Origin of the sequence: Thermonema rossianum DSM 10300, from assembly GCF_000426825.1 — a bacterium.
GTDB lineage: Bacteria > Bacteroidota > Bacteroidia > Cytophagales > Thermonemataceae > Thermonema > Thermonema rossianum.
Genome location: NZ_AUGC01000009.1, coordinates 39613 through 59397, shown reverse-complemented (window position 1 = coordinate 59397; position 19785 = coordinate 39613). Strand labels below are relative to the sequence as shown.

Genomic DNA, 19785 nt, shown 5'->3' with positions numbered 1-19785 from the left:
AATGATACAATATGAAACTCAATGAAAACACCATAGAACAATATGCCATAGAGCTGCTACAACAACAGGGCTTTCAATATCTGTATGGTCCGCACATTGCCCCCGACGGCGAGAACCCCGAAAGAGCCGCCTATGAAGACGTCTTGCTCACCAACCGCCTGAAAAATGCGATTCAAAAAATAAACCCTTCGGTTCCGGCAGAGGTACAAGAAGAAGCCCTGAAAGAAGTACGGCGCGTCCACTCGTCCGAGCTGATAGCCGCCAATGAAACCTTTCACCGCATGCTTACCGAAGGCATCAAAGTTACCTATCAAAAAGACGGACAAACGCGCGGCGACTCGGTGTGTCTCATCGATTTTCAAAACCCCGGAAACAACGAATTTGTCGTAGTCAATCAATTTACGGTCATTGAAAACGGCGTAAACAAACGCCCCGATATTGTCCTTTTTGTCAACGGCATTCCTTTGGTCGTGATGGAGCTCAAGAATGCCGCCAATGAAAATGCCACCATACAATCGGCTTTCCGTCAAATACAAACCTACAAGCAAAGCATTCCTTCCTTGTTTACCTACAACGCCTTTTCCGTGATTTCGGATGGCTTCGAAGCCAGAGCAGGCACCTTATCGGCGGACATGAGCCGTTTCATGGCTTGGAAATCAGCCGACGGGAAGCGCGAGGCTTCGCAGCTGGTCAGCCAGCTGGAAACCCTCATCAAAGGCATGCTCAACAAAACCACCTTGCTTGATTTAATCAGGCACTTTATCGTATATGAAAAATCAAAGCGCGAAGACCCGAAAACCGGACAGATAACCATCGCTACCATAAAGAAACTGGCAGCTTACCATCAATACTATGCCGTAAACAAGGCGGTAGAGTCGGTCCTGAGAGCCGCCAACTATTCCCCTCCTTTGGAGGGGTGGTCGAAGACCGGGGTGGTTAGTTCCCCTCCTTTGGAGGGGTGGCAGACGAAGTCTGACGGGGTGGTAAAAAGAGCCAACAAAAACTATTTCAGCCTGCCTTACAATCCAAAACTTAAAGAACGGGCAAGAGAATTGCGCAAAGCAGGCAACCTTGCTGAGGTATTATTCTGGCAACGAGTCCATAAGGGAAAATTTAAAGGCTTGGATTTTGACAGGCAAAAAATTATCGGAAACTATATTGTTGATTTTTATTGCCCCAATTATCAGGTAGTGATTGAAATAGACGGGAGCAGCCATGATGATAAAATGGAATATGATGCCGAAAGAGACCATTATCTCCAATCGCTGGGATTAACCGTCATTCATATACCGGCAAAAGAAATTTTGCAAAGCATAGATGCAGTAATGCAGTGGCTTTACGATCATCCTGCCTTTCAAGGAAAAGAACCATCAACTCCTCCTTCGCAGCAAAACTTCGTAGAAGAATCACCCGAGCAGTACAGCTTGCCAGGAGTGAAACAACAGCCCAAAGGAGACAGGAAAGGAGGGGTTGTCTGGCATACCCAAGGCAGTGGCAAATCCCTGTCAATGGTTTTCTTTACCGGAAAGATTGTCTTGGCAATGGATAACCCCACCGTTGTAGTCATTACAGACCGCAACGACCTCGACGACCAATTGTTCAATACCTTCGCCGCTTCCACCCAGCTGTTGCGTCAAGAGCCCAAGCAAGCCGAGAGCCGTCAAGACCTGAAAGAAAAATTGAAAGTCGCTTCCGGAGGTATTATCTTTACCACCATTCAAAAATTTCAACCCGAAGAGGGAAATGTCTTTGAAACCCTTTCCGAACGAGAAAACATCATTGTCATCGTTGATGAAGCCCATCGCACCCAATATGGCTTCAAAGGCAAAATAGACAAATCTACCGGCGAACTGAAATATGGTTTTGCCAAGTATTTGCGCGACGCCCTGCCCAATGCCACATATATAGGTTTTACGGGTACACCCGTGGAAAAAGACGATAAAAACACCCCCGCGGTATTTGGCAACTACATCGACATCTACGACATCGCGCAAGCCGTGGAAGACGGCGCCACCGTGCCCATCTATTACGAAAGCAGGTTAGCCAAAGTAAACCTTTCGGAAGAAGGGCGAAAACTACTGGAGCAACTCGATGAAGAACTCGAGCAAGAAGACCTCACCGAAACCCAAAAAGTAAAAGCCAAATGGACACAGCTGGAAGCGCTGATAGGAAGTGAAAGCCGCTTAAAAAACGTAGCAAAAGATATTGTGGAGCACTTCGAAAAGCGCCAAGAAATTTTCGAAGGAAAAGGAATGATTGTTACCATGTCACGCCGCATCGCTGCCGAGCTATATGAAGAAATCATCAAGCTGCGTCCCGAGTGGCATTCCGATGAATTGGATAAGGGCGCTATAAAAGTAGTGATGACCTCTTCTTCTTCCGACGGTCCAAAAATTGCCAAACACCACACCTCCAAACAACAACGGAAAATACTGGCAGAGCGCATGAAAGACCCCAACGATGAACTGAAGTTGGTCATCGTAAGAGACATGTGGCTTACCGGCTTTGATGCCCCCTGCATGCATACGCTCTATATCGACAAGCCCATGAAAGGGCATAACCTTATGCAGGCGATAGCGCGCGTAAACAGGGTGTACAAAGACAAACCGGGTGGCTTGGTGGTTGATTACCTGGGCATCGCTTCCGACTTGAAAAAAGCCCTGTCTTTTTATTCTGACTCGGGCGGAAGAGGAGAGCCTGCCATTGCGCAAGAGCAGGCAGTGAATTTGATGCTCGAAAAATTGGAGGTAGTGCAACAAATGCTTTATGGCTTTGACTATAAAGCCTATTTCCGTGCCGCTACTTCAAAAAAACTTTCTATCATATTAGAGGCACAAGAACATATTCTGTCCTTGGAAGACGGTAAAAAACGCTTCATCAATGAGGTTACGGCATTGTCAAAAGCATTTGCCTTGGCTGTGCCCCACGACAAGGCAATGGACGTAAAGGACGAAGTGGCATTTTTTCAGGCAGTAAAAGCACGTTTGGCAAAATTTGACGCTACCGGCTCGGGAAAAACGAATGAAGAAATTGAAACCACCATCCGGCAAGTAATCGATAAAGCATTGGTATCCGAGCAAGTGATTGATATTTTCGATGCGGCAGGAATCAAAAAACCCGACATCTCCATTCTTTCAGAAGAGTTTTTGCTTGAACTAAAGGGCATGGAGCACAAAAACGTAGCAATGGAGGTGCTCAAAAAATTATTGAATGACGAAATAAAAGCCCGCTCCAGAACAAACTTGGTAAAAAGCAAGTCGCTGAAAGAAATGCTGGAGAGCGCCATAAAAAAATACCACAACAAAATTTTAACGGCTGCCGAAGTCATCGAAGAACTTATAAAAATCAGTAAGGAAATTGTTGCCTTGGACAAACAAGCCGAAGAGCTGGGCTTGTCCGATTTTGAATATGCTTTTTACACGGCTGTGGCTGAAAACAAGAGCGCAAGAGAGCTCATGGGAAAAGAAAAGCTTAGAGAGCTTGCCGTTGTCTTAACTGAAAAAGTGAAGAACAATGCAACAATTGATTGGACCATCAAAGAAAGCGTCCGTGCAAAACTAAAAGTAATCATCAAGCGCACACTTCGCCAATATGGATACCCGCCGGATATGGCAAAACTGGCAACAGAGACCGTTTTGAAACAAGCCGAATTGATTGCCGGCGAATTGACGACCGCTTAAGGTGTGTGCTCTCTTCAAGCACCCGTGTCGTTATCTGAAACGAGGGCATCGCATCACCAACCCACTCATAAAAAAACACCCACCTTCGCCTTTTCATGGGCGGGGTGGGTGTTTGCTTTGTGGAGCCGGAGGGACTCGAACCCTCGTCCAGGCATGCCGGCAACATGCCGTCTACACGCTTAGTTGCCACTTCTTATGTCGGGGTGCCATGGTAGGCAACCACCTGAAACACCCCCAAGCCGCGTGTGTGTCTCGCCCGCCGGAGCGCGGCACTCCTTTGGGCATAGCTCCGTTCCGGTTTGATACCCTTATAAGTGGGCGAAGCGCCGGGAGCAGGGCGCCTCAAGCCCCGGGTACTTGCTACCGTAATCCTTGATTAGGCAGCAAGGGCGTAGTTAGATTCGCCATTTATTGTTCGGGAGGTAGATTTACGGGATACTCCCATCGCCCGGCGTGCAGGCATGCCTCCGGTCCATGCTGTCGAAACCGGTCGGCCCCCTTTGTGTTTTCACCAAATGAAAACGACTGCGAATTTAAAAAAGTTCATTCATCTATGAAAACGGATTGAGTTTGCGCAAATCTATATTGAGCCAATAGATAGCCAAACACATAACCACCGCCCAAAAGCAGGCACTCACAAACATACTAAGCAGGATGGCACGGCGCGGCGCCCCCAAGCTTACAGCCAAGATACTGCCAATAGGAGGGCTTAATAAAACAGGCGTAAGAAAAGCAATACCCCAAATGCCAAAGCGACGCCATACCTTCACTATCATGCGGTTGCGGCGTGTGAAGCGTCGTTGGTTGCGCTTGCGTTGCCGGGCAACAATCCGGTTGCGCAGCGGAATACCGCCAACTACTACTATCCCCACTGTGGTCATCATGCCGGCAATGGTCAGCAATATGGCACTCCACAAAGGCAAGCCCCCTATGAAAGCCGCCGGCGGGGCAAAGGCAAACTTAAGCATGGCGGTTGTAAACACACCCACAGCGACAAGCCATAATTTTCCCATTTGCTTCTATTTTGCCCCAAAAATACAAGTAATTCCCGGCTTATTTAGCAGCTTTGCATAAAGCGTTGTATCTTCGCACTGCTTTTCGACCAATTCTTTCATACAAATGAAAAAGCCTTATATCGTTGGAATTACAGGCGGTAGCGCATCCGGTAAGACTTATTTCCTTCGCAGTCTTTTAAATCATTTCACCGAAGACGAAATTTGTTTGGTATCACAAGACAACTACTACCGCCCGCTGGAAGAGCAGCCACGCGACGAGAACAACGTTGCCAACTTTGATACCCCCCAATCGTTAGACCACGAAGCCTTCGCTCGCGATTTGCAGCGCCTGCTGCGGGGCGAAACGGTACGCCGTAAAGAATACACCTTCAATAACCCCAACCTTATCCCGAAAGAATTGGTTTTCAAACCAACCCCTATTATTGTGGTAGAAGGCATCTTTGTGTTTTACTACCCTGATGTGGCTTCCCTGCTCGATTTGAAAATATTTATCGAGGCCAAAGAGCATATCAAACTGAAACGGCGCATCATACGCGACAAAATAGAGCGCGGCTACGATTTAGAGGACGTGCTTTATCGTTATGAACGCCACGTGGCACCCACTTATGAGCGTTATATTGCACCTTTCCGTGAAGATGCCGATATTATAGTGCCCAACAACAAGCATATAGACACAGCCCTGGAAATGGTACAGGCTTTTTTGAAGCAAAAGATTAAAGAAAATGCCTAAGAGAAAAATTGCCGTAATAGGTTTGGGGCAGTTCGGCATGGAGATTGCCCGCACCTTGGCAGCCCGTGGCGCAGAAGTCCTTGCCTTGGATAATGACATGGGGCACATCGAAGCCATCAAAGACGAAGTGGCCTATGCTGTGCAAATCGACGCCACCGATAAGCGTGCCTTGCAAGCGCAAAATATTTCTGAAATGGATGCCGTGGTGGTAGCCATAGGCGAAGACTTCGAGGCCCTTTTGTTGTGCACGGTTAACTTGCTTGAGCTACAGGTAAAAGAAATCATTGTACGCTCGGCCAGCGACCAGCAAGAGAAGATTTTACGGCAACTGGGAGTATCCAAAATACTGTCACCCGAGCGCGAGGTAGCCAAAACCGTGTCGGAGGGGCTGCTCAACCCCGATGTACTGGTGCGCCTGCCTTTACCCGACGGCTATGAAATTGCAGAGGTGCCCCCGCCCCCCAAGATTGTCAACCGTAAGTTGGCGGATATTGGCTTGCGCGAAAAATACGATTTGAACCTTATTACCATCAAACGTTATTATGAAGAAACCGTGGAGGGTGAAGAACAACCCCGCCGGGTAGAGCATATCATTGGCGTGCCTACGCCCACCACCATGATTTATGAAGGCGATATTTTGATTTTAATGGGCAGAAAACCCGATATAGACAAGTTTCTGCTGCTCAACCGTTAAAGCAAGCAAAAACTATTCTGCCGTGTGTGGCTTGTCTGTAAGCACCATCACTTCTTTGTTGCCCAGCCTGCGGAACAAATGAGCATAATGGCGCCGCCATTCGGCAATCATCAACTCATAGGGCAGGTCATCAAAGCTGCCATAGTCGTGCAGATATTCCATGAACTTGCCTGCATCCGGGTCGTATTCCTGAAAGACAGCATCATGCACCCCGTCGAATTCCAGGACACTCACCCCCAGTTTTTCGCAAAGAGAGCGGTTGAAAGCCGGTGTGGCAGCTACCCATTGCCCTTGCAAATACAGCTCTGTGTAGCCATGAAAAACAAGCACACGTGTCCCCAGTATTTTTTCTATGCGCTCGGTGCCAATGTGGTTGGTTACATTTGCGAAGTGCAGGCGCGAGGGAATGCCCGCTGCCCGGGCACAAGCAGCTAAAAGCACAGCTTTCTCTACACAATAGCCGCTGTCTTTACTAAGCAAATGACTGGCTTTGAGCTCTTCTTTTTTTAGACTGACTACACCGGGATCATAGCGCCAGCCGTCACGAATGGCATAAAATAACTTGATGGCGCAGCGTCGAAGGTCCTGTTCACCGTCACACACTTCACGTGTGTAGGCAATTACAGCGGGGTGGTCGCTGTCTATAAAGTAGGTAGGTAATAAAAGCGATTGCATGGCTTGTTTTTTTACTAAGTGAAGGTAACGCAATTCAACGGCTTAGCCGCATCCGGGAAGTATGACAAAGATAGGCAATCAGCCTTGTTTTTTGAACGTTTTTTATATGAACTTTTGTTTATATGAAAAAACAAAAAGGAGGAATTATCATGAAAGGAAAATTTGAAGAGTTGATTAACCAAGACATACCGGTACTGATAGACTTTTCGGCGGAGTGGTGTGGTCCCTGCCAGGCCATGAAGCCCATATTGAAAGAAGTGGCGGAAAAAGTAGGCGGTCAGGCTAAAATTATCAAAATAGACGTGGACAAGAACCCCCATTTGGCTGCGAAGTATCAAATACGCGGTGTGCCTACTTTTATGCTCTTCAAGAATGGACAATTGTTATGGCGTCATTCGGGCATGCTTTCGGCAGGACAGCTGCTGCAAGTATTGAAGCAGCACGCACCGGTTTCATAAACTTTTGGTGTTTTTTTTCGTTCCTTTGAAAAAAACACCAAGTCATGAAAACATTTTACGCATCACTGAAACACCTGTGTTTACCGGTTGCGTTGCTCGCAGGTCTGTATGCCTGCCAGCTCAATACAGAAACGCCTGCCCCGGCAGTGCCCAAGCTCAAACCCCTTGCACGAAACATCATGTTGGGTGACCAAGGGTCGGCAGTGGGGAGTTTTTACAGCTCTTCTGCCGACGAAGCCTTGCCCGCCGTGGAAATCGCCACCTTGACACCTACCGAAAAGAACCGGATAGACATTACCTTCGCCAGCATTTACACCGAGCGTGAACCCGCTTTTGTTTCACCGGATGCCCGCGAGCAAACAAGCGGCTACGACGGCAGTGCCCTGAACAACCCGATGGGCGCATATGCTACGCGTACCGTTTTTAAAGAAGTGCCCGGCGGACCGGCTGACCTGAGTAAAGTATCGGCAGCAGAGGTAGCAGCCATCAATGGCAACGATGCGGTGAAAGTCATTGTGCTGCGCACCAATACCACTTACGCCTTTGTGAATGCGCAAGGCAAAAAAGGATTTATCCGGGTGCGTCAAATTGGTGATTTGGACGGGCAGGGCAATGCCGGCAGAGAGGTGGTTTTTGACGTGGTGGTGCAGGAATAAAGCGAAGCCCACAGAAAAACTTTATATTAACGCATCAAAATATGCGCCCCCTGTGGGGCGTTTTATTTACACATCAAAAACGTAGTTAAAAAAATAGCCGTATGAAAAACACAAAAATTATTTTAACTCTTTGGTTGACTGTAAGTCTGAGCGTGGCGGCATGGGCTCAACAACTGCATTATGTGGTCAATCTGAACGATCGCTCCGGCGACACTTTTAAAGTAACCCTGCAAGTAAATGGTAAATTAGGCAAGCAGCCGGTTATTTATCAATTTGCTTCTACCGCGCCCGGCACCTATCAAGTGATGGACATGGGCCGCTTTGTGCGCAAATTCGAAGCCTTCGATAAAAAAGGACGCCCGGTAGAAGTGAAGCAAATATCCATAAACCAGTGGGAAATAAAGAAGCCTGCCAAGGTGCGAACCATCCGCTATGAAATAGCGGAAACATGGGATACGCCGGTGAAAGAACATCCTATTTATTTGATGTGCGGTTCTTCTATTGAAGATGATCATGTGCTTATCAACGGGCAAACAGTCTTTGGGTATTTTCATGGTTGGCAACAAGAGCCTTTTACCATTCAGCTGATTTACCCCGAGGATTGGAAAGTAGGCACCGCTTTGAACCGCAACGAGCAGGGATACTGGCTTGCCAAAAATTATGACCATGCAGTGGACTCACCTATTTTGCTGGGCAATCTTACCTATGCCAAAGATGAGGTAGGGGGCGCCCAAATCGACGTGTACACCTATTCGGCCACCGGTAAAATCAACTCTACCACCTTGCTTACTGCTATGAAAGATATGCTGACGGCAGCCAGCAATTTCCTGAACGGCTTGCCCGTAGAGCGCTATACTTTCCTTTTCCACTTTTCGGACAAAAGCGCCGGCGCATGGGAGCATTCCTATAGCTCGGAATACATCTTAAAAGAGGGCGAGTGGAGCGACCAAATGAAAAACTCTGTGGTAAGCATTGCCGCACATGAATTTTTCCATATTGTAACCCCGCTGAATATCCACAGTGAAATCATTGAGCATTTTAACTTCGTGAAGCCCACCCCCTCGCAACACTTATGGTTGTACGAGGGCACTACCGAGTGGGCTGCCCACATGATGCAGTTGCGCGGTGGATTGATTACACTCGATGAGTTCTTGCAACGATGGGGCAGAAAAGTGTATGTAGATAGCCGCTATTTTGACCCTAATTATAGCCTGGTGCAGCTCAGCTTGAATTCCTACACAGAAGAAGGACAGAAGCAGTACAGCAACATTTACTACCGTGGGGCTTTGGTAGCTTCCTTGCTCGATATCCGCTTGCTGGAGCTATCAAATGGCGAGCGTGGTTTGAGAGAGGTGATTCTTGAGTTGATTGATAAATACGGCGCATCGAAGCCTTTCCCCGAAGATAAGTTTTTTGACATCTTTGTGGAAATGACTTATCCGGAGATTGCCGATTTCTTCGAACGCTATGTGAAGAATGCCGAACCGCTGCCTTTGAAAGAATATTTCAATAAAATAGGTATCGACTACAAAACAGGCGACAGTGCTTCACCGGTGCCCACCTTCGTTCCGATGGAACAGCCCACTGAGGCGCAGCTTCGTTTGCGTGAAGCATGGTTGAAAAACCGTGAAATTCGCTAAGAGGTAGAGTACTATAAGAGGAAAAAGAGAGTCCTTTGCGGGCTCTCTTTTGCTTTTTTTTTCAATAACAAAACAGGTGGAAGGAAGCCAAGTCGCCCGGCAACAGGCAAAGTCTTTTTCATGCATCATCTTGTCATGCGGCAAGCCGTCTTACTTTTGTTTTATTCGAAATGATATGCTTTGCATAAAAGCAAAAAGGCCCGTAAGGCAGCTTCTTATGTTAGCTTACTATGCCGTAGATAATAAGCCCTATACCGATGATGCCTAAGACAAAAGCACCTGCCAACGACATTTTTGCACTGCCTTCCGACTCCTTCACCAATTGCTCTTCCGTTTTGGTAGAAATGATGAAGCTTTCGTTTTCGTCCTTCGGTTTTCCTATGCGCAGGTAGCCGTCGCGGTCATGCGCTTCACCAAGCACATACAAAGGAGCACCTACCGGAATAATCCATTCCCGGTAGCGAAAACCCAAAGTCTTGTTGTTGCCACTGCCACCTATGTTTTGAGCGATGTAGCTGAAAAACTCACCTTCCCCTTCGCGCTCAAAACGATCGACGCTCTGAATCAAATGCAGTTCTGCCCCCTCAGGGTTTACTTCTATTTCACCGCTGCCATCTTCTATCAGAAAGGGGAGTTTGTTTTCTTGCCGGCTTACCACTTCCGAGCGGCGTTCGGTTGCCCAGTAGGTCTTACCTTCCTGGTCTTGTTTTTGCACCTTGGTCTCATATTCGCGCGTAATCGTGGTGGCGCAGTAAACCACGGCTTTTTTGCTGAACTCACTTTGCAAAGGTGATTTGGCTTTTGCCTTGCCCTTGACTTCCACAATTTGCGAGTAATTGCCGGCACCCAACGACTGACTAATGTCCTTGTAGGTAGCTATGATATCGGCAATGTTGCTTGTTTGGTGATACTTAATATTGAGCACACGCCGCAGCTGCCGGCGGCGGTTGTATTCCAGAAAGCCACCGACAGCAAGCAGTATCACCCCAATGATGATATATATCATACGTTAAACTCTTTGAGCAGCTCGTCGTAGCTGTCTGCTACGGTAGCCACGGTTTGAACAGCGGCGGTAAACTCATTGAGGTCCAAGTTGGCACCTGCCAGTGAGTAGCTGAATATGACTGAGTTGTCGAAGGTCAGGCCAAAAGCACCAAAATGAGTGGTGGCATTCAGGCGAAGGAGTTCTTCCATCGCCGAAGGCGTGAGCTCTATTTCTTCGGCTACATATGAAAAAACTTCTACCAGGACGTCTTCGGTGTGCCAGGGCAACACCCGCACATTGACACTGACCGTGCCAAAGGTGAAAGAATAGGTTCCGTCGAGTGTAATCACCTCATCTTCATGAAACAACTCTTGTATGAAAGACTGTATCTTTTGGTGTGTTTTTTCTATGAGTGCTTCGTTGACTCCTTCTTTTAAAACTTTGAACTTAGGCATGGCTTTGTTGTTTAAGTGTTTTAGGGTTTGAAAAAATAGAAGTGAAGTAGCTTAGGGGGTCGGGTTGTTGTCATTGCCGGCGTTGAGCTGTGCCTTTAGTTTAGCCAGTTCGTCATCTACTTGGCTGCCGGCATTCAACTGTTTGAATTCATCTTCAAGTGAACTCATGTTATCGCTGGCAAGCTCGGAATAGGCCTGTGCTTCGGCTTCCTGCTCAAGTATTTTTTCTTCGAACTTATCGAACTTGGCAAAGATGCTGGAGGTATCTACGCCGCCAATTTGTTTGACAATTTCTTTTTGTGCTTTAGCCGTTTCGCTGCGGGCAAGAAGCATGGACTCTTTGGCGCGTGCTTCATCCAGCTTGGCTTTCAGTTTGTCAACGGTTTCTTTGAGCTGGGCGGTCTGTTGGGCAGCTGCTTCGTACATCTGCTTATATTGAGCTACGTTTTGGTCGCAGAGCGCCTTTTTTTGCAGCGCTTGGCGCGCCAAGTCTTCGCGTCCTTGTTGCAAGGCAGCCGCTGCTTTTTGCTTCCATTGCTCGGACAGGTTCAAATACTTTTCATATTCGTTTTTCAATTTGCGCTCTTGTGCCATGGCCTTAGCCAAGCTGGCGGTGGCTTTGGTCAGCGATTCCTGCATCTCGATGACCATTAGCTTAATCATTTTGGCCGGGTCCTCTGCCTTGTCCAAGGCATCATTTACATTGGCTTTGAAAATGTCGGCGATACGTTTGAAAATACCCATAGTTGTGTTTTTTGTTTTTTTCTAACTTAAAAAGAAGTTCTTTTTTTTCAAAAGAATGAACGGCAAAAAGTGTTCCTTTTTTTACTTAGTATCTGCCCGGGGGCTATAGTTAGCACTTGAAGCGGTCATTTCTAAAAAAATGCCTGATACCACGAAAAAGCTTTTTGAAAATCAGTGTGCTGTAGTTTGTACGAATAAATAAATGTTCTTAAATTTGCAGTCCTTTGATTTGGATAGCAGGGAACTTAAATATTTAAACTCATGAAAAAAGATATTCATCCGAACTATCAACCGGTTGTATTCTGGGACATTACCAGCGACTATAAGTTTCTGAGCAAGTCAACCATGACTTCGAACGAAACTATAGAGTGGGAAGACGGCAACACTTATCCTGTTATTAAGTTGGACGTAAGTGCCAAGTCGCATCCTTTCTTTACCGGTAAGAAGCTGGTGTTGGACACCGCCGGCCGTGTGGAGAAATTCAACCGCCGCGTAGCCAAGAGCAAAGAAATGCGCAACCAGAAATAAGAAGGGCATGTGAGCAGGATACACCGTGCGCGGTGTGCATACCCCGGGGCATGCACACCGTTTTTTTATTAGATTTGTGCGAACGCTCTCAAAACATGCTGAATTGTGCATATTGTTTTATTTGATACCCCGGAAGCGCATCGCGCCCTTTTGCCCTTAACCTTTACCCGTGCCACGGCTGATTTGCGGGTTGGGGCACTCACCATTGCCGAAAAATGGCAGCGCCTCTTGCGCGTGCAAAAGGTTTACCGCCGTACGCCGGCTTATATGCAGCCGCTTTACGAAGTACCCGGAACGGCAGAAGAAACGCTGTATATTGCGGGAAACCTGTTGCCGGATGCCGCTTTAATACAAGCCATCGAAGCATTGGCACCCGGCGAGGGGCTGGTGCAGAACAATAAGCTGCTGGCCATGCGGGCAACTACTTTTTTACACGACCAGCCTCTCGAGCCAAGCCACGCTACGGAATGGACCGGCACTTGTATGTTTTTGCAAATGCCTGCCGACGTGTTCCGCTTCAATGGCGAACAAATCCGCTTTGATTTCGACTTGCTGGCTTGCACGGCAAAGCCCATAGCCGTGACCGACCCCCATACCGTCATTTACGGCAAAGACAATGTGCTGGTGGAAGAGGGGGCACGCTTGCGTGCCTGTGTGATCAATGCCGAAGACGGACCGGTGTATATCGGCAGGGGGGCACAAGTACAAGAAATGAGCGTCATTCACGGCGCTTTTGCCCTTTGCGAAGGGGCGGTAGTAAACATAGGCGGCAAGATGCGCGGCGATACTACCATTGGACCTTATTGCAAGGTGGGCGGGGAAGTAAGCAACAGTGTTTTCTGGGGATACAGCAATAAAGCGCACGATGGCTTTGTAGGCAATAGTGTCATTGGGGCTTGGTGTAATTTAGGTGCCGATACCAACACATCCAACTTGAAAAACAACTACAGTACGGTACGTGTGTGGAGCTATCTTCACAACGACTACATAGACACCGGCTTGCAGTTTTGTGGATTGACCATGGGCGATCACGCAAAAGCCGGCATCAACACGATGTTTAACACCGGCACGGTGGTGGGGGTTGCTGCCAATATTTTTGGTGGTGATTTTCCGCCCAAACACATTCCATCTTTCAGCTGGGGTGGGGCGCACTATGGCTGGCAGTTGTACCGCCTCGAAGAACTTTTTCGCACAGCCGGGCGTATGATGCAAAGACGTGGCAAGCAGCTGAGTGAAGCAGAGAAGCAAGTATTGACCTATTTGTATGAACAAAGCCGGCAGACCAAACCAAAAGAAGTGTAGCTTGGTTGTTGGAGCGTGAATTATCATTTCGAAAGAAGCAATTATGACTGTATTACCTTACAAAGAAGAGCCGTCAGACAAAAAATCGCAGGTAGCGCGCATGTTCAATAACATAGCGGCTACTTATGATTTGCTGAATCATGTGCTAAGCTTGGGCATTGATGTGCTTTGGCGTAAAAAAGCTACCAAGATGCTGGCGCGCCGCCGGCCGCAATACTTGTTGGATGTGGCCACCGGCACGGCTGATTTTGCCATTCAGCTAAGTAAAATGCCTTCCATACAGAAAGTGATAGGGGTGGATATTTCCGAAAAAATGTTGGAATATGGCAGAGAGAAGGTGCATCAAAAAGGATTAAGTGAAAAAGTAATTTTGGAATATGGCGATTCCGAAAACTTGAAGTACGAAGACAATACCTTCGATGCGGTTACCGTGGCTTTCGGCGTGCGCAACTTTGCCCACCTGGAACAAGGTTTAAAAGAGATTTTCCGGGTATTGAAACCGGGCGGCGTACTGTTGGTGCTGGAATTTTCCAAGCCCAAGCGTTTTCCAATAAAACAACTCTACCGTTTTTACTTTACGCGTTGGGTACCATGGGTGGGAAGATTGATTTCTAAAGACCGGGCGGCTTATAGCTACCTGCCCGAGTCGGTAGATGCTTTCCCCGATGGTATGCAATTTGTGGATATATTGAACCAAACAGGATTTAAAGAAACAAAATGGTATCCTTTAACATTCGGAATCAGCTCTATTTACTGGGGTGTCAAGCCGCTTTGATTGTTTTGTTGGCTTATGCACCGGCACATGCGCAGCATTTGCGGGGCAACGACATCAACCTGCGCAACTATGATGAACAGAAGCTGCACTATGGCTTTGTTTTGGGACTGAATTTTTCACGCTTTCATTTCCAGACTCAAGACCGCTATGCCGCTTCCGATACAGTGGTGCAAGCCAAAATATCGCCCGGTTTTTCATTGGGCTTGTTGGGCGTGCTTCATTTAAACCCTTGGTGGGAGATGCGCTTGGCGCCTATGGCAAGTTTTAACGAGCGCACCTTGGAATACACCAGCCTGAGCGACGGCAACACCGTGGATAAGCTGGTGGAAGCCACCTATATAGATGTGCCTTTGCTGTTTCGTTTCAAGTCTTCGCGCCGGGGCAATGCCCGTATGTTTATGCTGATTGGTGCCAGTGCTTCTTTTGCTTTGGCAAAAAAGGTGGAAGAAGAGGATTTGGTGCGTGTCAAACCCTTTGATGTAGCCATAGAGTTTGGTTTTGGCATGGAGAAATTTTTCCCGATGTTTAAGTTTGCCCCCGAATTGCGTTTTTCGCAGGGTATTATGAATGTGTTGGAGCAAGATGGAAATGCCTATTCCGGCCAGTTGAAAGCACTCTATAATCAAAGGGTATCGCTGTACTTCTTCTTTGAATAGCAGCCGCTTTTTGAGGTTGCTTGATATAGATGCGCTTTTGCTCTTGCTTATGCTTCGCTTGTGATGAGCATTTTATGCTTTGAGCATGGCAAAAGGTGCTTTCTTTATAGCTTACCTCTTTGGTTGTTGTGTTTGTTATTTGGCGCCCCCTTTGTCATTTTGAGTGCTCCTTCCTTTTGACATTTCGAGCATTAGCAAGAAATCTTTTTGTTTCTTGTGGCTTGGATTGAGGAGATCTCTCACTCGCTTCGCTCGTTCGAGATGACAAGAAGCTGAAAAGCGGCTTGATTAGATAAAAATAAGGTTTCTCACTTTATTTATGCTTCGTTCAAAATGACAAGCCACGCTTCACACTGTCGAGTCATCCCCTTTGTCATTTCGAGCGCAAGCGAGAAATCTCTTTGCTTCTTGTTGTTTGGTTTGATGGGTGTGAGGTTTCTCACTTTGCTTCGCTTGGTTCGAAGCGACAAGATAAAAGCTTGGTTTGACGAGATGTCTCGCTACACTACGTTTCGCTCGACATGACAAATAGCTTTCTTTTCAAGATCTTTTGTTTTCTCAGAAACCTCTTTGGTAGTTCCCCTCTTGTCATTTCGAGCGTCAGCGAGAAATCTCACTACGCTTTGCTCCGTTTGAAATGACGATCTTTTTTGTGTTTCGTTATGGAGTAACTTATGCCTTATGTGAAACAGGATGCATTGCCGGTGTTCTGTTTGGCAAAATCAAGAATTTTTTTCTCAAGGCTCAATGATAAATTCTACACGCCGGTTTTCTTCATGTGCTTCGGGGGTGTCGGCGGTGTTCAATGGTTCGCTTGCCCCTTTTCCCTTAAAGCGAATGCGCTCGGGGCTGATGCCTTTGTTGATAAGATACATGGCTACCCGGCGGGCACGCTCTTCTGAAAGCAGCTGATTATATTCGGCAGTGCCTTTTTCGTCGGTGTGCCCAACAATTATGATTTTTATCTGGGGGTGCAGCAGCAGCAGGCGATACAGTTTTTTCAGGGTGACTTCGGATTGAGGAAGCAGTTCGGCTTGGTTGTATTCAAACTTAATGCCTTGTAGTACGACCGGTTTTCCCGGTTGAATATCGCCAAAGTCATGGCTGACAATGTAACTGCTGGGCGCTTCGCGGGTAAGCACTACTTCACGTGAGGCATTCGGCTCGTCGAGAAATTCGACCGATACCTTGTCTATGAAATAATAAGCCCGGGGATAGCTGAAGCGTTTGCTATACTTGGCGGGCACGGATAGGGGCAATATTTTGCGGTTCTCATAGCGCTCAAACTCACCGATGGTAAGATAGCGTTCCCCCCCGCGCGCCACAATGGTATCTTCTATTTTCACCCATTCGGTAGAAGTAATAATTTCCGGGTGCTTTACCTGGGCGGGGTAGTCTTTCAAGGCAGATATTTCAATAGGATGGGGCGTAAGGAGCACGCCTATGTTACCGGCCGCATAGGCAGAATAGACCGAGCGTGCTACATAAAACCGCACAATATAGCGGGCATTGGGACGCAGTACTTCCGACAGTTCGGTTTGAATGGCTTCCCTGTAATAAAGGTCGGCTTGGTTTTTCCCTTCACCGGTGCGTATAATCAAGCCTGCATAGCCGTGTCCATCTTGCGGCGGCAGTCCGCCACATGTATTTTTTTCGGTAGAAAAGTCATTTTTTCCACAATGATGAAAATAGTCAGGGGTGCAATCACCGGGGGTTGCCCGCCAATGTCGCAAGATACCCAAACGCACGGTGCCGTAGTCATGGGGGCAGTCTAAATATTGTTCAAAAGAGCCATCCGGCACCAGATTTTGTGCCATCCCGGATATTTGAGTAATGAGTATGAAACTGATAGTGATGTAAAGAATATAAGACAGGCGCATAGGGTGTGAGACTCTTAAAGCATTTAATGTAAAAGATAATAAAAGAAAAGGAAATAACTCTTTTTAAAGGACATGAGGGGATGGTATTAAATTTGACTGTTTGATGTAATATGGCAGCTAAAAAGTTCAACCTTATGAGGGGCCTTATCCTTCAATTGAAAAAAACAGTTGGTTGTTTGGCGCTTATGCTTTTGGCATGGAGCGTGCAAGCCCAAGATTATGATTTCTTTTATAAGTCGGCTTGGTTGGAGGCTCACTTCCAAGGCGACAGCTTGTATATAACCAAGTATGTTTATGAGCATGGGGCAGAGCCCACAGCTACCCCTGCCGGCGTGAGATTGCAACGAAGCACAAAATGGCTCACAGAGGAGGACAAACAGAGCCTACAGGATTGCTTGCTTACGTCCGGATTCTTGGAGTTGCCGGAAGATGCTTATGGGGTGGAGGCGTCTCAGCGTTTTTACCCTTATACCATACAGGTACAATGGGAAGAAAGAGGAAAAGATAAGGGCGGCGTTCGTTTCCGTACCAAAAAGGTGGTTTATCGGAGTAGCCCTTTGGCGGAGCCGCCCCCGGCTGCTTTTTCTACTCTACAAGAGTGCTTGTTGAAGATAGTGAATGCCCGGGACTAAGCCTTATTTTGACTTGCCAGCGCTTCTTCCCAAACAGGTTGTATTTGCTCGAGCATTTCATTGAGCAAAGAGGGGTGGGCTGCTGCAATGATGGAGCGTCCGAAGATATAATTGTTGCCGCCCGTAAACTCGCAGAGGCATCCGCCCGCTTCTTTTACAATCAAAGAGCCGGCGGCCACGTCCCATGCTTGCAGGTTGTACTCAAAAAAGCCTTCGAAGCGCCCGGCGGCTACATAGGCCAAATCGACGGCCGCAGCCCCCAAACGGCGCACCCCATGTGTATTCTTCATGAAGCGCTCGAGGATGCGCAAATAATAGGCGGTAAGACCAAAGTCGTAATAAGGAAAGCCGGTGGCTATCAAAGAAGCACTCAGCGGGGTATGCGTATGACAGCGCAAAGGGGTATCGTTGAGGTAGGCGCCACCGCCTTCGTATGCACAAAAGCACTCTTTTCTGTTGATTTCATAGACTACGCCAAGCTTTAGTTCGCCATCTACCATCAATGCCACACTGATGGCATACACGGGCACGGCATGCACAAAGTTGGTGGTGCCGTCGAGTGGGTCCACTATCCAGTAAGCACCTTGTGCCACTTGGGTTTGCGCATTGCTTTCCTCGCTTAGAAAGCGGGCTTGTGGCAACAGGCGGCTTAGCCCATGCAACAGGCGCCTTTCGGCTTCCTTGTCCACATAAGACACCAGGTCGTTGCGTCCTTTGTATTCGACTTGCTCACGGTTGAAGAGCATCGCTTGGTCGGCAATCCATTCGCCCGTTTCCCGGCATAAACTGGCTACTTGATGCACCAATGCTGCGTAGTTAATCATAAGTCAGCGTAAAGTTTAAGTTGTTTATTCGATTATGTGTTGGTTTGTTTAAGACTTTCTTCTACGATGGCAACCCCCGAAGAGGTGCCAATGCGCTCAGCCCCGGCTTCAATAAAAGCCTTGGCTTGTGTAAAGGTGCATATCCCCCCCGATGCTTTGATGCCTACGTGAGCAGGCAACCAGCTTCGCATTTTGCGCACGCACTCTATTTCTGCCCCTTTGGGAGCAAAGCCTGTAGAGGTTTTGGCGTAATCTACCCCATAGGCGCCGCACATTTCGCACAGCCTTTGAAGCTCGTCATCGTTTAGATAGGCTGTTTCTAAAATCAATTTGAAAATTTTTTCTGCCTGATGAATGCTTTCGGCAAGGCGCACAAGCTCTATTTTCACCCAATCCCAAGCCCCACTTTTAACGGCAGAAAGATTGAGTACCACGTCCAGCTCGTCGGCACCGTCGCGAAGTGCATACTTTACTTCATCGAGTTTGGTTTCGGTGCGTTGATAACCCAACGGAAACCCTATGACCGTAACCACCTGAATGGCTGTATCGCGCAGGTCCCGCTTTACCTTCTTCACCCAATAAGGAGGCACACACACCCCCAGAAAGGCATATTGCCTTGCTTCTGCCACCAGGCGGTCGTAGTCGCCATACCCTGCAGTTGGGGATAGCAAGGTGTGTTCGAGGTATTGTTGTATTTTTTCCATGCTTCGTGCAACTTAAGTTTTTAAAAATCAAGAAAAAAACTTATGTTTTCAAAAATATATTATGATAAATTGTATTTTTGCCAAAATAAATTTGTGTGTAAAAAATATAATCACCTATGGGACAACGCAGAAGATTGAAACTCGATGAAATAGACCGTAAGATACTACAAATCTTACAAGAAGACGGGCGAATCACCAATGCGCAGTTATCAAAAGACATTGGATTGTCGCCGGCTCCTACTTTGGAACGCGTGAAAAAGTTGGAACAAGCCGGTATTATTCAAAGCTACCATGCGGTGGTGGACAAAGAGAAAGTGGGCTTGGGCGTGATGACCTTCGTGCAGGTGTCGCTTATCAGCCATAAGAAAAGTGTGATAGAAAGCTTTGTCGATAAAATCAATAAAATAGACAACATTATTGAGTGCTACTATATGACGGGAGCCGCTGACTTCCTGTTGAAAATCGTAGCCGAAGACATTGCTTCCTATCAAAAGTTGATGCTCGAACAAGTGAGCGAAATCGAAGAAATTGAGCACATGCAATCAATGGTGGTGCTGTCGGTATTTAAGCAGAAGCGTGCCCTGCCCATTCCTGACGATATTATTGAGGAGTAAAAAAAGCTGTAGTTGTTGCTTGACAAAAAAGGTTGCCTTTCTTGAATGTGAAAGGCAGCCTTTTTCAATATTGGCTCTTCAGCGTGAAAAGGCAGGACCTATTGGGCATTTCGAATACGGACGAACGAATATACACC

At 47.3% G+C, this 19785-nt stretch carries 20 protein-coding genes and 1 other RNA gene; 12 read left to right on the top strand and 9 right to left on the bottom strand.

Annotated elements, in window-relative coordinates; genetic code table 11:
* Positions 1 to 11: 11 nt before the first annotated feature.
* A complete protein-coding gene (locus tag K384_RS13665) occupies positions 12 to 3680 on the top strand; it encodes an HsdR family type I site-specific deoxyribonuclease (RefSeq protein WP_084147156.1) in 3669 nt (1222 codons plus the stop codon).
* 117 nt (positions 3681 to 3797) lie between these two features.
* Here K384_RS13665 and ssrA read toward each other — a convergent pair.
* Together ssrA and K384_RS07525 are read right to left on the bottom strand one after the other, a co-directional pair.
* Positions 3798 to 4178, bottom strand: a transfer-messenger RNA (tmRNA) gene (gene ssrA, locus K384_RS13590).
* 53 nt (positions 4179 to 4231) lie between these two features.
* The gene (locus tag K384_RS07525; RefSeq protein WP_051633228.1) at positions 4232 to 4693 is read right to left on the bottom strand and encodes a hypothetical protein; all 462 of its coding nucleotides are present in this window, start codon (positions 4691 to 4693) and stop codon (positions 4232 to 4234) included.
* A gap of 106 nt (positions 4694 to 4799) precedes the next feature.
* Between K384_RS07525 and udk the strand changes: the two genes are divergently transcribed.
* On the top strand, positions 4800 to 5426 hold the full coding sequence (gene udk, locus K384_RS07520; protein ID WP_038030993.1) for a uridine kinase: 627 nt from the start codon (positions 4800 to 4802) through the stop codon (positions 5424 to 5426).
* Complete coding sequence (locus tag K384_RS07515) at positions 5419 to 6120, top strand: potassium channel family protein (protein WP_038030991.1); 702 nt, start codon at positions 5419 to 5421, stop codon at positions 6118 to 6120. Before udk ends, K384_RS07515 begins: the two co-directional genes overlap by 8 nt.
* Positions 6121 to 6132: 12 nt before the next feature.
* Here the strand turns inward: K384_RS07515 and K384_RS07510 are convergent, their stop codons facing one another.
* A complete protein-coding gene (locus K384_RS07510) occupies positions 6133 to 6795 on the bottom strand; it encodes a transglutaminase-like domain-containing protein (RefSeq protein WP_038030989.1) in 663 nt (220 codons plus the stop codon).
* Positions 6796 to 6944: 149 nt separating this feature from the next.
* Between K384_RS07510 and trxA the strand changes: the two genes are divergently transcribed.
* The 3 genes from trxA to K384_RS07495 all read left to right on the top strand — a co-directional run bounded on the left by trxA (position 6945) and on the right by K384_RS07495 (position 9549).
* Positions 6945 to 7253, top strand: coding sequence for a thioredoxin (trxA, locus tag K384_RS07505; protein WP_038030987.1), 309 nt, complete (start codon positions 6945 to 6947; stop codon positions 7251 to 7253).
* A gap of 44 nt (positions 7254 to 7297) precedes the next feature.
* A complete protein-coding gene (locus K384_RS07500) occupies positions 7298 to 7909 on the top strand; it encodes a hypothetical protein (protein ID WP_038030985.1) in 612 nt (203 codons plus the stop codon).
* 101 nt (positions 7910 to 8010) lie between these two features.
* Positions 8011 to 9549 carry a M61 family metallopeptidase gene (locus K384_RS07495; protein ID WP_051633227.1) on the top strand — a complete coding sequence of 513 codons (1539 nt, stop codon included), beginning with the start codon at positions 8011 to 8013 and terminating at the stop codon, positions 9547 to 9549.
* A 220-nt stretch (positions 9550 to 9769) separates the two neighbouring features.
* Here K384_RS07495 and K384_RS07490 read toward each other — a convergent pair whose 3' ends face one another.
* Genes K384_RS07490 through K384_RS07480 form a run of 3 tightly spaced genes read right to left on the bottom strand, consistent with a single transcriptional unit; the run spans position 9770 to position 11733 of the window.
* Entirely contained in the window at positions 9770 to 10555 is a 786-nt protein-coding gene (locus K384_RS07490) for an E3 ubiquitin ligase family protein (RefSeq protein ID WP_038030984.1), read from the bottom strand.
* Positions 10552 to 10989: a YbjN domain-containing protein gene (locus K384_RS13375; protein WP_051633226.1), complete on the bottom strand. Its 438-nt coding sequence runs from the start codon at positions 10987 to 10989 to the stop codon at positions 10552 to 10554. The genes K384_RS07490 and K384_RS13375 overlap by 4 nt, the downstream gene beginning before the upstream one ends.
* Before the next feature lie 51 nt (positions 10990 to 11040).
* The gene (locus K384_RS07480) at positions 11041 to 11733 is read right to left on the bottom strand and encodes a PspA/IM30 family protein (protein ID WP_038030981.1); all 693 of its coding nucleotides are present in this window, start codon (positions 11731 to 11733) and stop codon (positions 11041 to 11043) included.
* 261 nt (positions 11734 to 11994) lie between these two features.
* Between K384_RS07480 and K384_RS07475 the strand changes: the two genes are divergently transcribed.
* From K384_RS07475 to porT, 4 genes are all read left to right on the top strand, one after another.
* Positions 11995 to 12261, top strand: a complete 267-nt coding sequence (locus K384_RS07475; protein ID WP_038030979.1) for a type B 50S ribosomal protein L31 — start codon at positions 11995 to 11997, stop codon at positions 12259 to 12261.
* Positions 12262 to 12366: 105 nt separating this feature from the next.
* Positions 12367 to 13563, top strand: a complete 1197-nt coding sequence (locus tag K384_RS07470; protein ID WP_038030977.1) for a GlmU family protein — start codon at positions 12367 to 12369, stop codon at positions 13561 to 13563.
* Positions 13564 to 13606: 43 nt separating this feature from the next.
* Complete coding sequence (ubiE, locus tag K384_RS07465; RefSeq protein WP_038030975.1) at positions 13607 to 14338, top strand: bifunctional demethylmenaquinone methyltransferase/2-methoxy-6-polyprenyl-1,4-benzoquinol methylase UbiE; 732 nt, start codon at positions 13607 to 13609, stop codon at positions 14336 to 14338.
* A complete protein-coding gene (gene porT, locus K384_RS07460) occupies positions 14281 to 14994 on the top strand; it encodes a type IX secretion/gliding motility protein PorT/SprT (protein WP_084147155.1) in 714 nt (237 codons plus the stop codon). The genes ubiE and porT overlap by 58 nt, the downstream gene beginning before the upstream one ends.
* Positions 14995 to 15731: 737 nt before the next feature.
* On the opposite strand, the gene K384_RS13370 is transcribed toward porT, so the two are convergent.
* Positions 15732 to 16874 (bottom strand): OmpA family protein, encoded by a 1143-nt coding sequence (locus K384_RS13370; RefSeq protein ID WP_051633225.1) that lies wholly within the window; start codon positions 16872 to 16874, stop codon positions 15732 to 15734.
* 134 nt (positions 16875 to 17008) lie between these two features.
* Here K384_RS13370 and K384_RS07450 point away from each other — a divergent pair, with 134 nt between their 5' ends.
* Entirely contained in the window at positions 17009 to 17506 is a 498-nt protein-coding gene (locus K384_RS07450; RefSeq protein WP_157630095.1) for a hypothetical protein, read from the top strand.
* Here the strand turns inward: K384_RS07450 and K384_RS07445 are convergent.
* Positions 17503 to 18330: an inositol monophosphatase family protein gene (locus K384_RS07445; RefSeq protein ID WP_038030972.1), complete on the bottom strand. Its 828-nt coding sequence runs from the start codon at positions 18328 to 18330 to the stop codon at positions 17503 to 17505. The two genes, K384_RS07450 and K384_RS07445, sit on opposite strands and share 4 nt — an antisense overlap.
* 32 nt (positions 18331 to 18362) lie before the next feature.
* Positions 18363 to 19034 (bottom strand): deoxyribose-phosphate aldolase, encoded by a 672-nt coding sequence (gene deoC / locus K384_RS07440; protein ID WP_038030968.1) that lies wholly within the window; start codon positions 19032 to 19034, stop codon positions 18363 to 18365.
* Between the two features lie 116 nt (positions 19035 to 19150).
* Between deoC and K384_RS07435 the strand changes: the two genes are divergently transcribed.
* The gene (locus K384_RS07435) at positions 19151 to 19648 is read left to right on the top strand and encodes an Lrp/AsnC family transcriptional regulator (RefSeq protein ID WP_038030967.1); all 498 of its coding nucleotides are present in this window, start codon (positions 19151 to 19153) and stop codon (positions 19646 to 19648) included.
* The last annotated feature ends 137 nt before the right edge of the window (positions 19649 to 19785 follow it).

Bases quoted from the DNA above. Each gene is read 5' to 3' on its own strand.
- K384_RS13665 (WP_084147156.1), top strand. From the start codon at position 12: ATGAAACTCAATGAAAACACCATAGAACAATATGCCATAGAGCTGCTA.
- K384_RS07525 (WP_051633228.1), bottom strand. From the start codon at position 4,693: ATGGGAAAATTATGGCTTGTCGCTGTGGGTGTGTTTACAACCGCCATG.
- udk (WP_038030993.1), top strand. From the start codon at position 4,800: ATGAAAAAGCCTTATATCGTTGGAATTACAGGCGGTAGCGCATCCGGT.
- K384_RS07515 (WP_038030991.1), top strand. From the start codon at position 5,419: ATGCCTAAGAGAAAAATTGCCGTAATAGGTTTGGGGCAGTTCGGCATG.
- K384_RS07510 (WP_038030989.1), bottom strand. From the start codon at position 6,795: ATGCAATCGCTTTTATTACCTACCTACTTTATAGACAGCGACCACCCC.
- trxA (WP_038030987.1), top strand. From the start codon at position 6,945: ATGAAAGGAAAATTTGAAGAGTTGATTAACCAAGACATACCGGTACTG.
- K384_RS07500 (WP_038030985.1), top strand. From the start codon at position 7,298: ATGAAAACATTTTACGCATCACTGAAACACCTGTGTTTACCGGTTGCG.
- K384_RS07495 (WP_051633227.1), top strand. From the start codon at position 8,011: ATGAAAAACACAAAAATTATTTTAACTCTTTGGTTGACTGTAAGTCTG.
- K384_RS07490 (WP_038030984.1), bottom strand. From the start codon at position 10,555: ATGATATATATCATCATTGGGGTGATACTGCTTGCTGTCGGTGGCTTT.
- K384_RS13375 (WP_051633226.1), bottom strand. From the start codon at position 10,989: ATGCCTAAGTTCAAAGTTTTAAAAGAAGGAGTCAACGAAGCACTCATA.
- K384_RS07480 (WP_038030981.1), bottom strand. From the start codon at position 11,733: ATGGGTATTTTCAAACGTATCGCCGACATTTTCAAAGCCAATGTAAAT.
- K384_RS07475 (WP_038030979.1), top strand. From the start codon at position 11,995: ATGAAAAAAGATATTCATCCGAACTATCAACCGGTTGTATTCTGGGAC.
- ubiE (WP_038030975.1), top strand. From the start codon at position 13,607: ATGACTGTATTACCTTACAAAGAAGAGCCGTCAGACAAAAAATCGCAG.
- porT (WP_084147155.1), top strand. From the start codon at position 14,281: ATGGTATCCTTTAACATTCGGAATCAGCTCTATTTACTGGGGTGTCAA.
- K384_RS13370 (WP_051633225.1), bottom strand. From the start codon at position 16,874: ATGCGCCTGTCTTATATTCTTTACATCACTATCAGTTTCATACTCATT.
- K384_RS07450 (WP_157630095.1), top strand. From the start codon at position 17,009: ATGAGGGGCCTTATCCTTCAATTGAAAAAAACAGTTGGTTGTTTGGCG.
- K384_RS07445 (WP_038030972.1), bottom strand. From the start codon at position 18,330: ATGATTAACTACGCAGCATTGGTGCATCAAGTAGCCAGTTTATGCCGG.
- deoC (WP_038030968.1), bottom strand. From the start codon at position 19,034: ATGGAAAAAATACAACAATACCTCGAACACACCTTGCTATCCCCAACT.
- K384_RS07435 (WP_038030967.1), top strand. From the start codon at position 19,151: ATGGGACAACGCAGAAGATTGAAACTCGATGAAATAGACCGTAAGATA.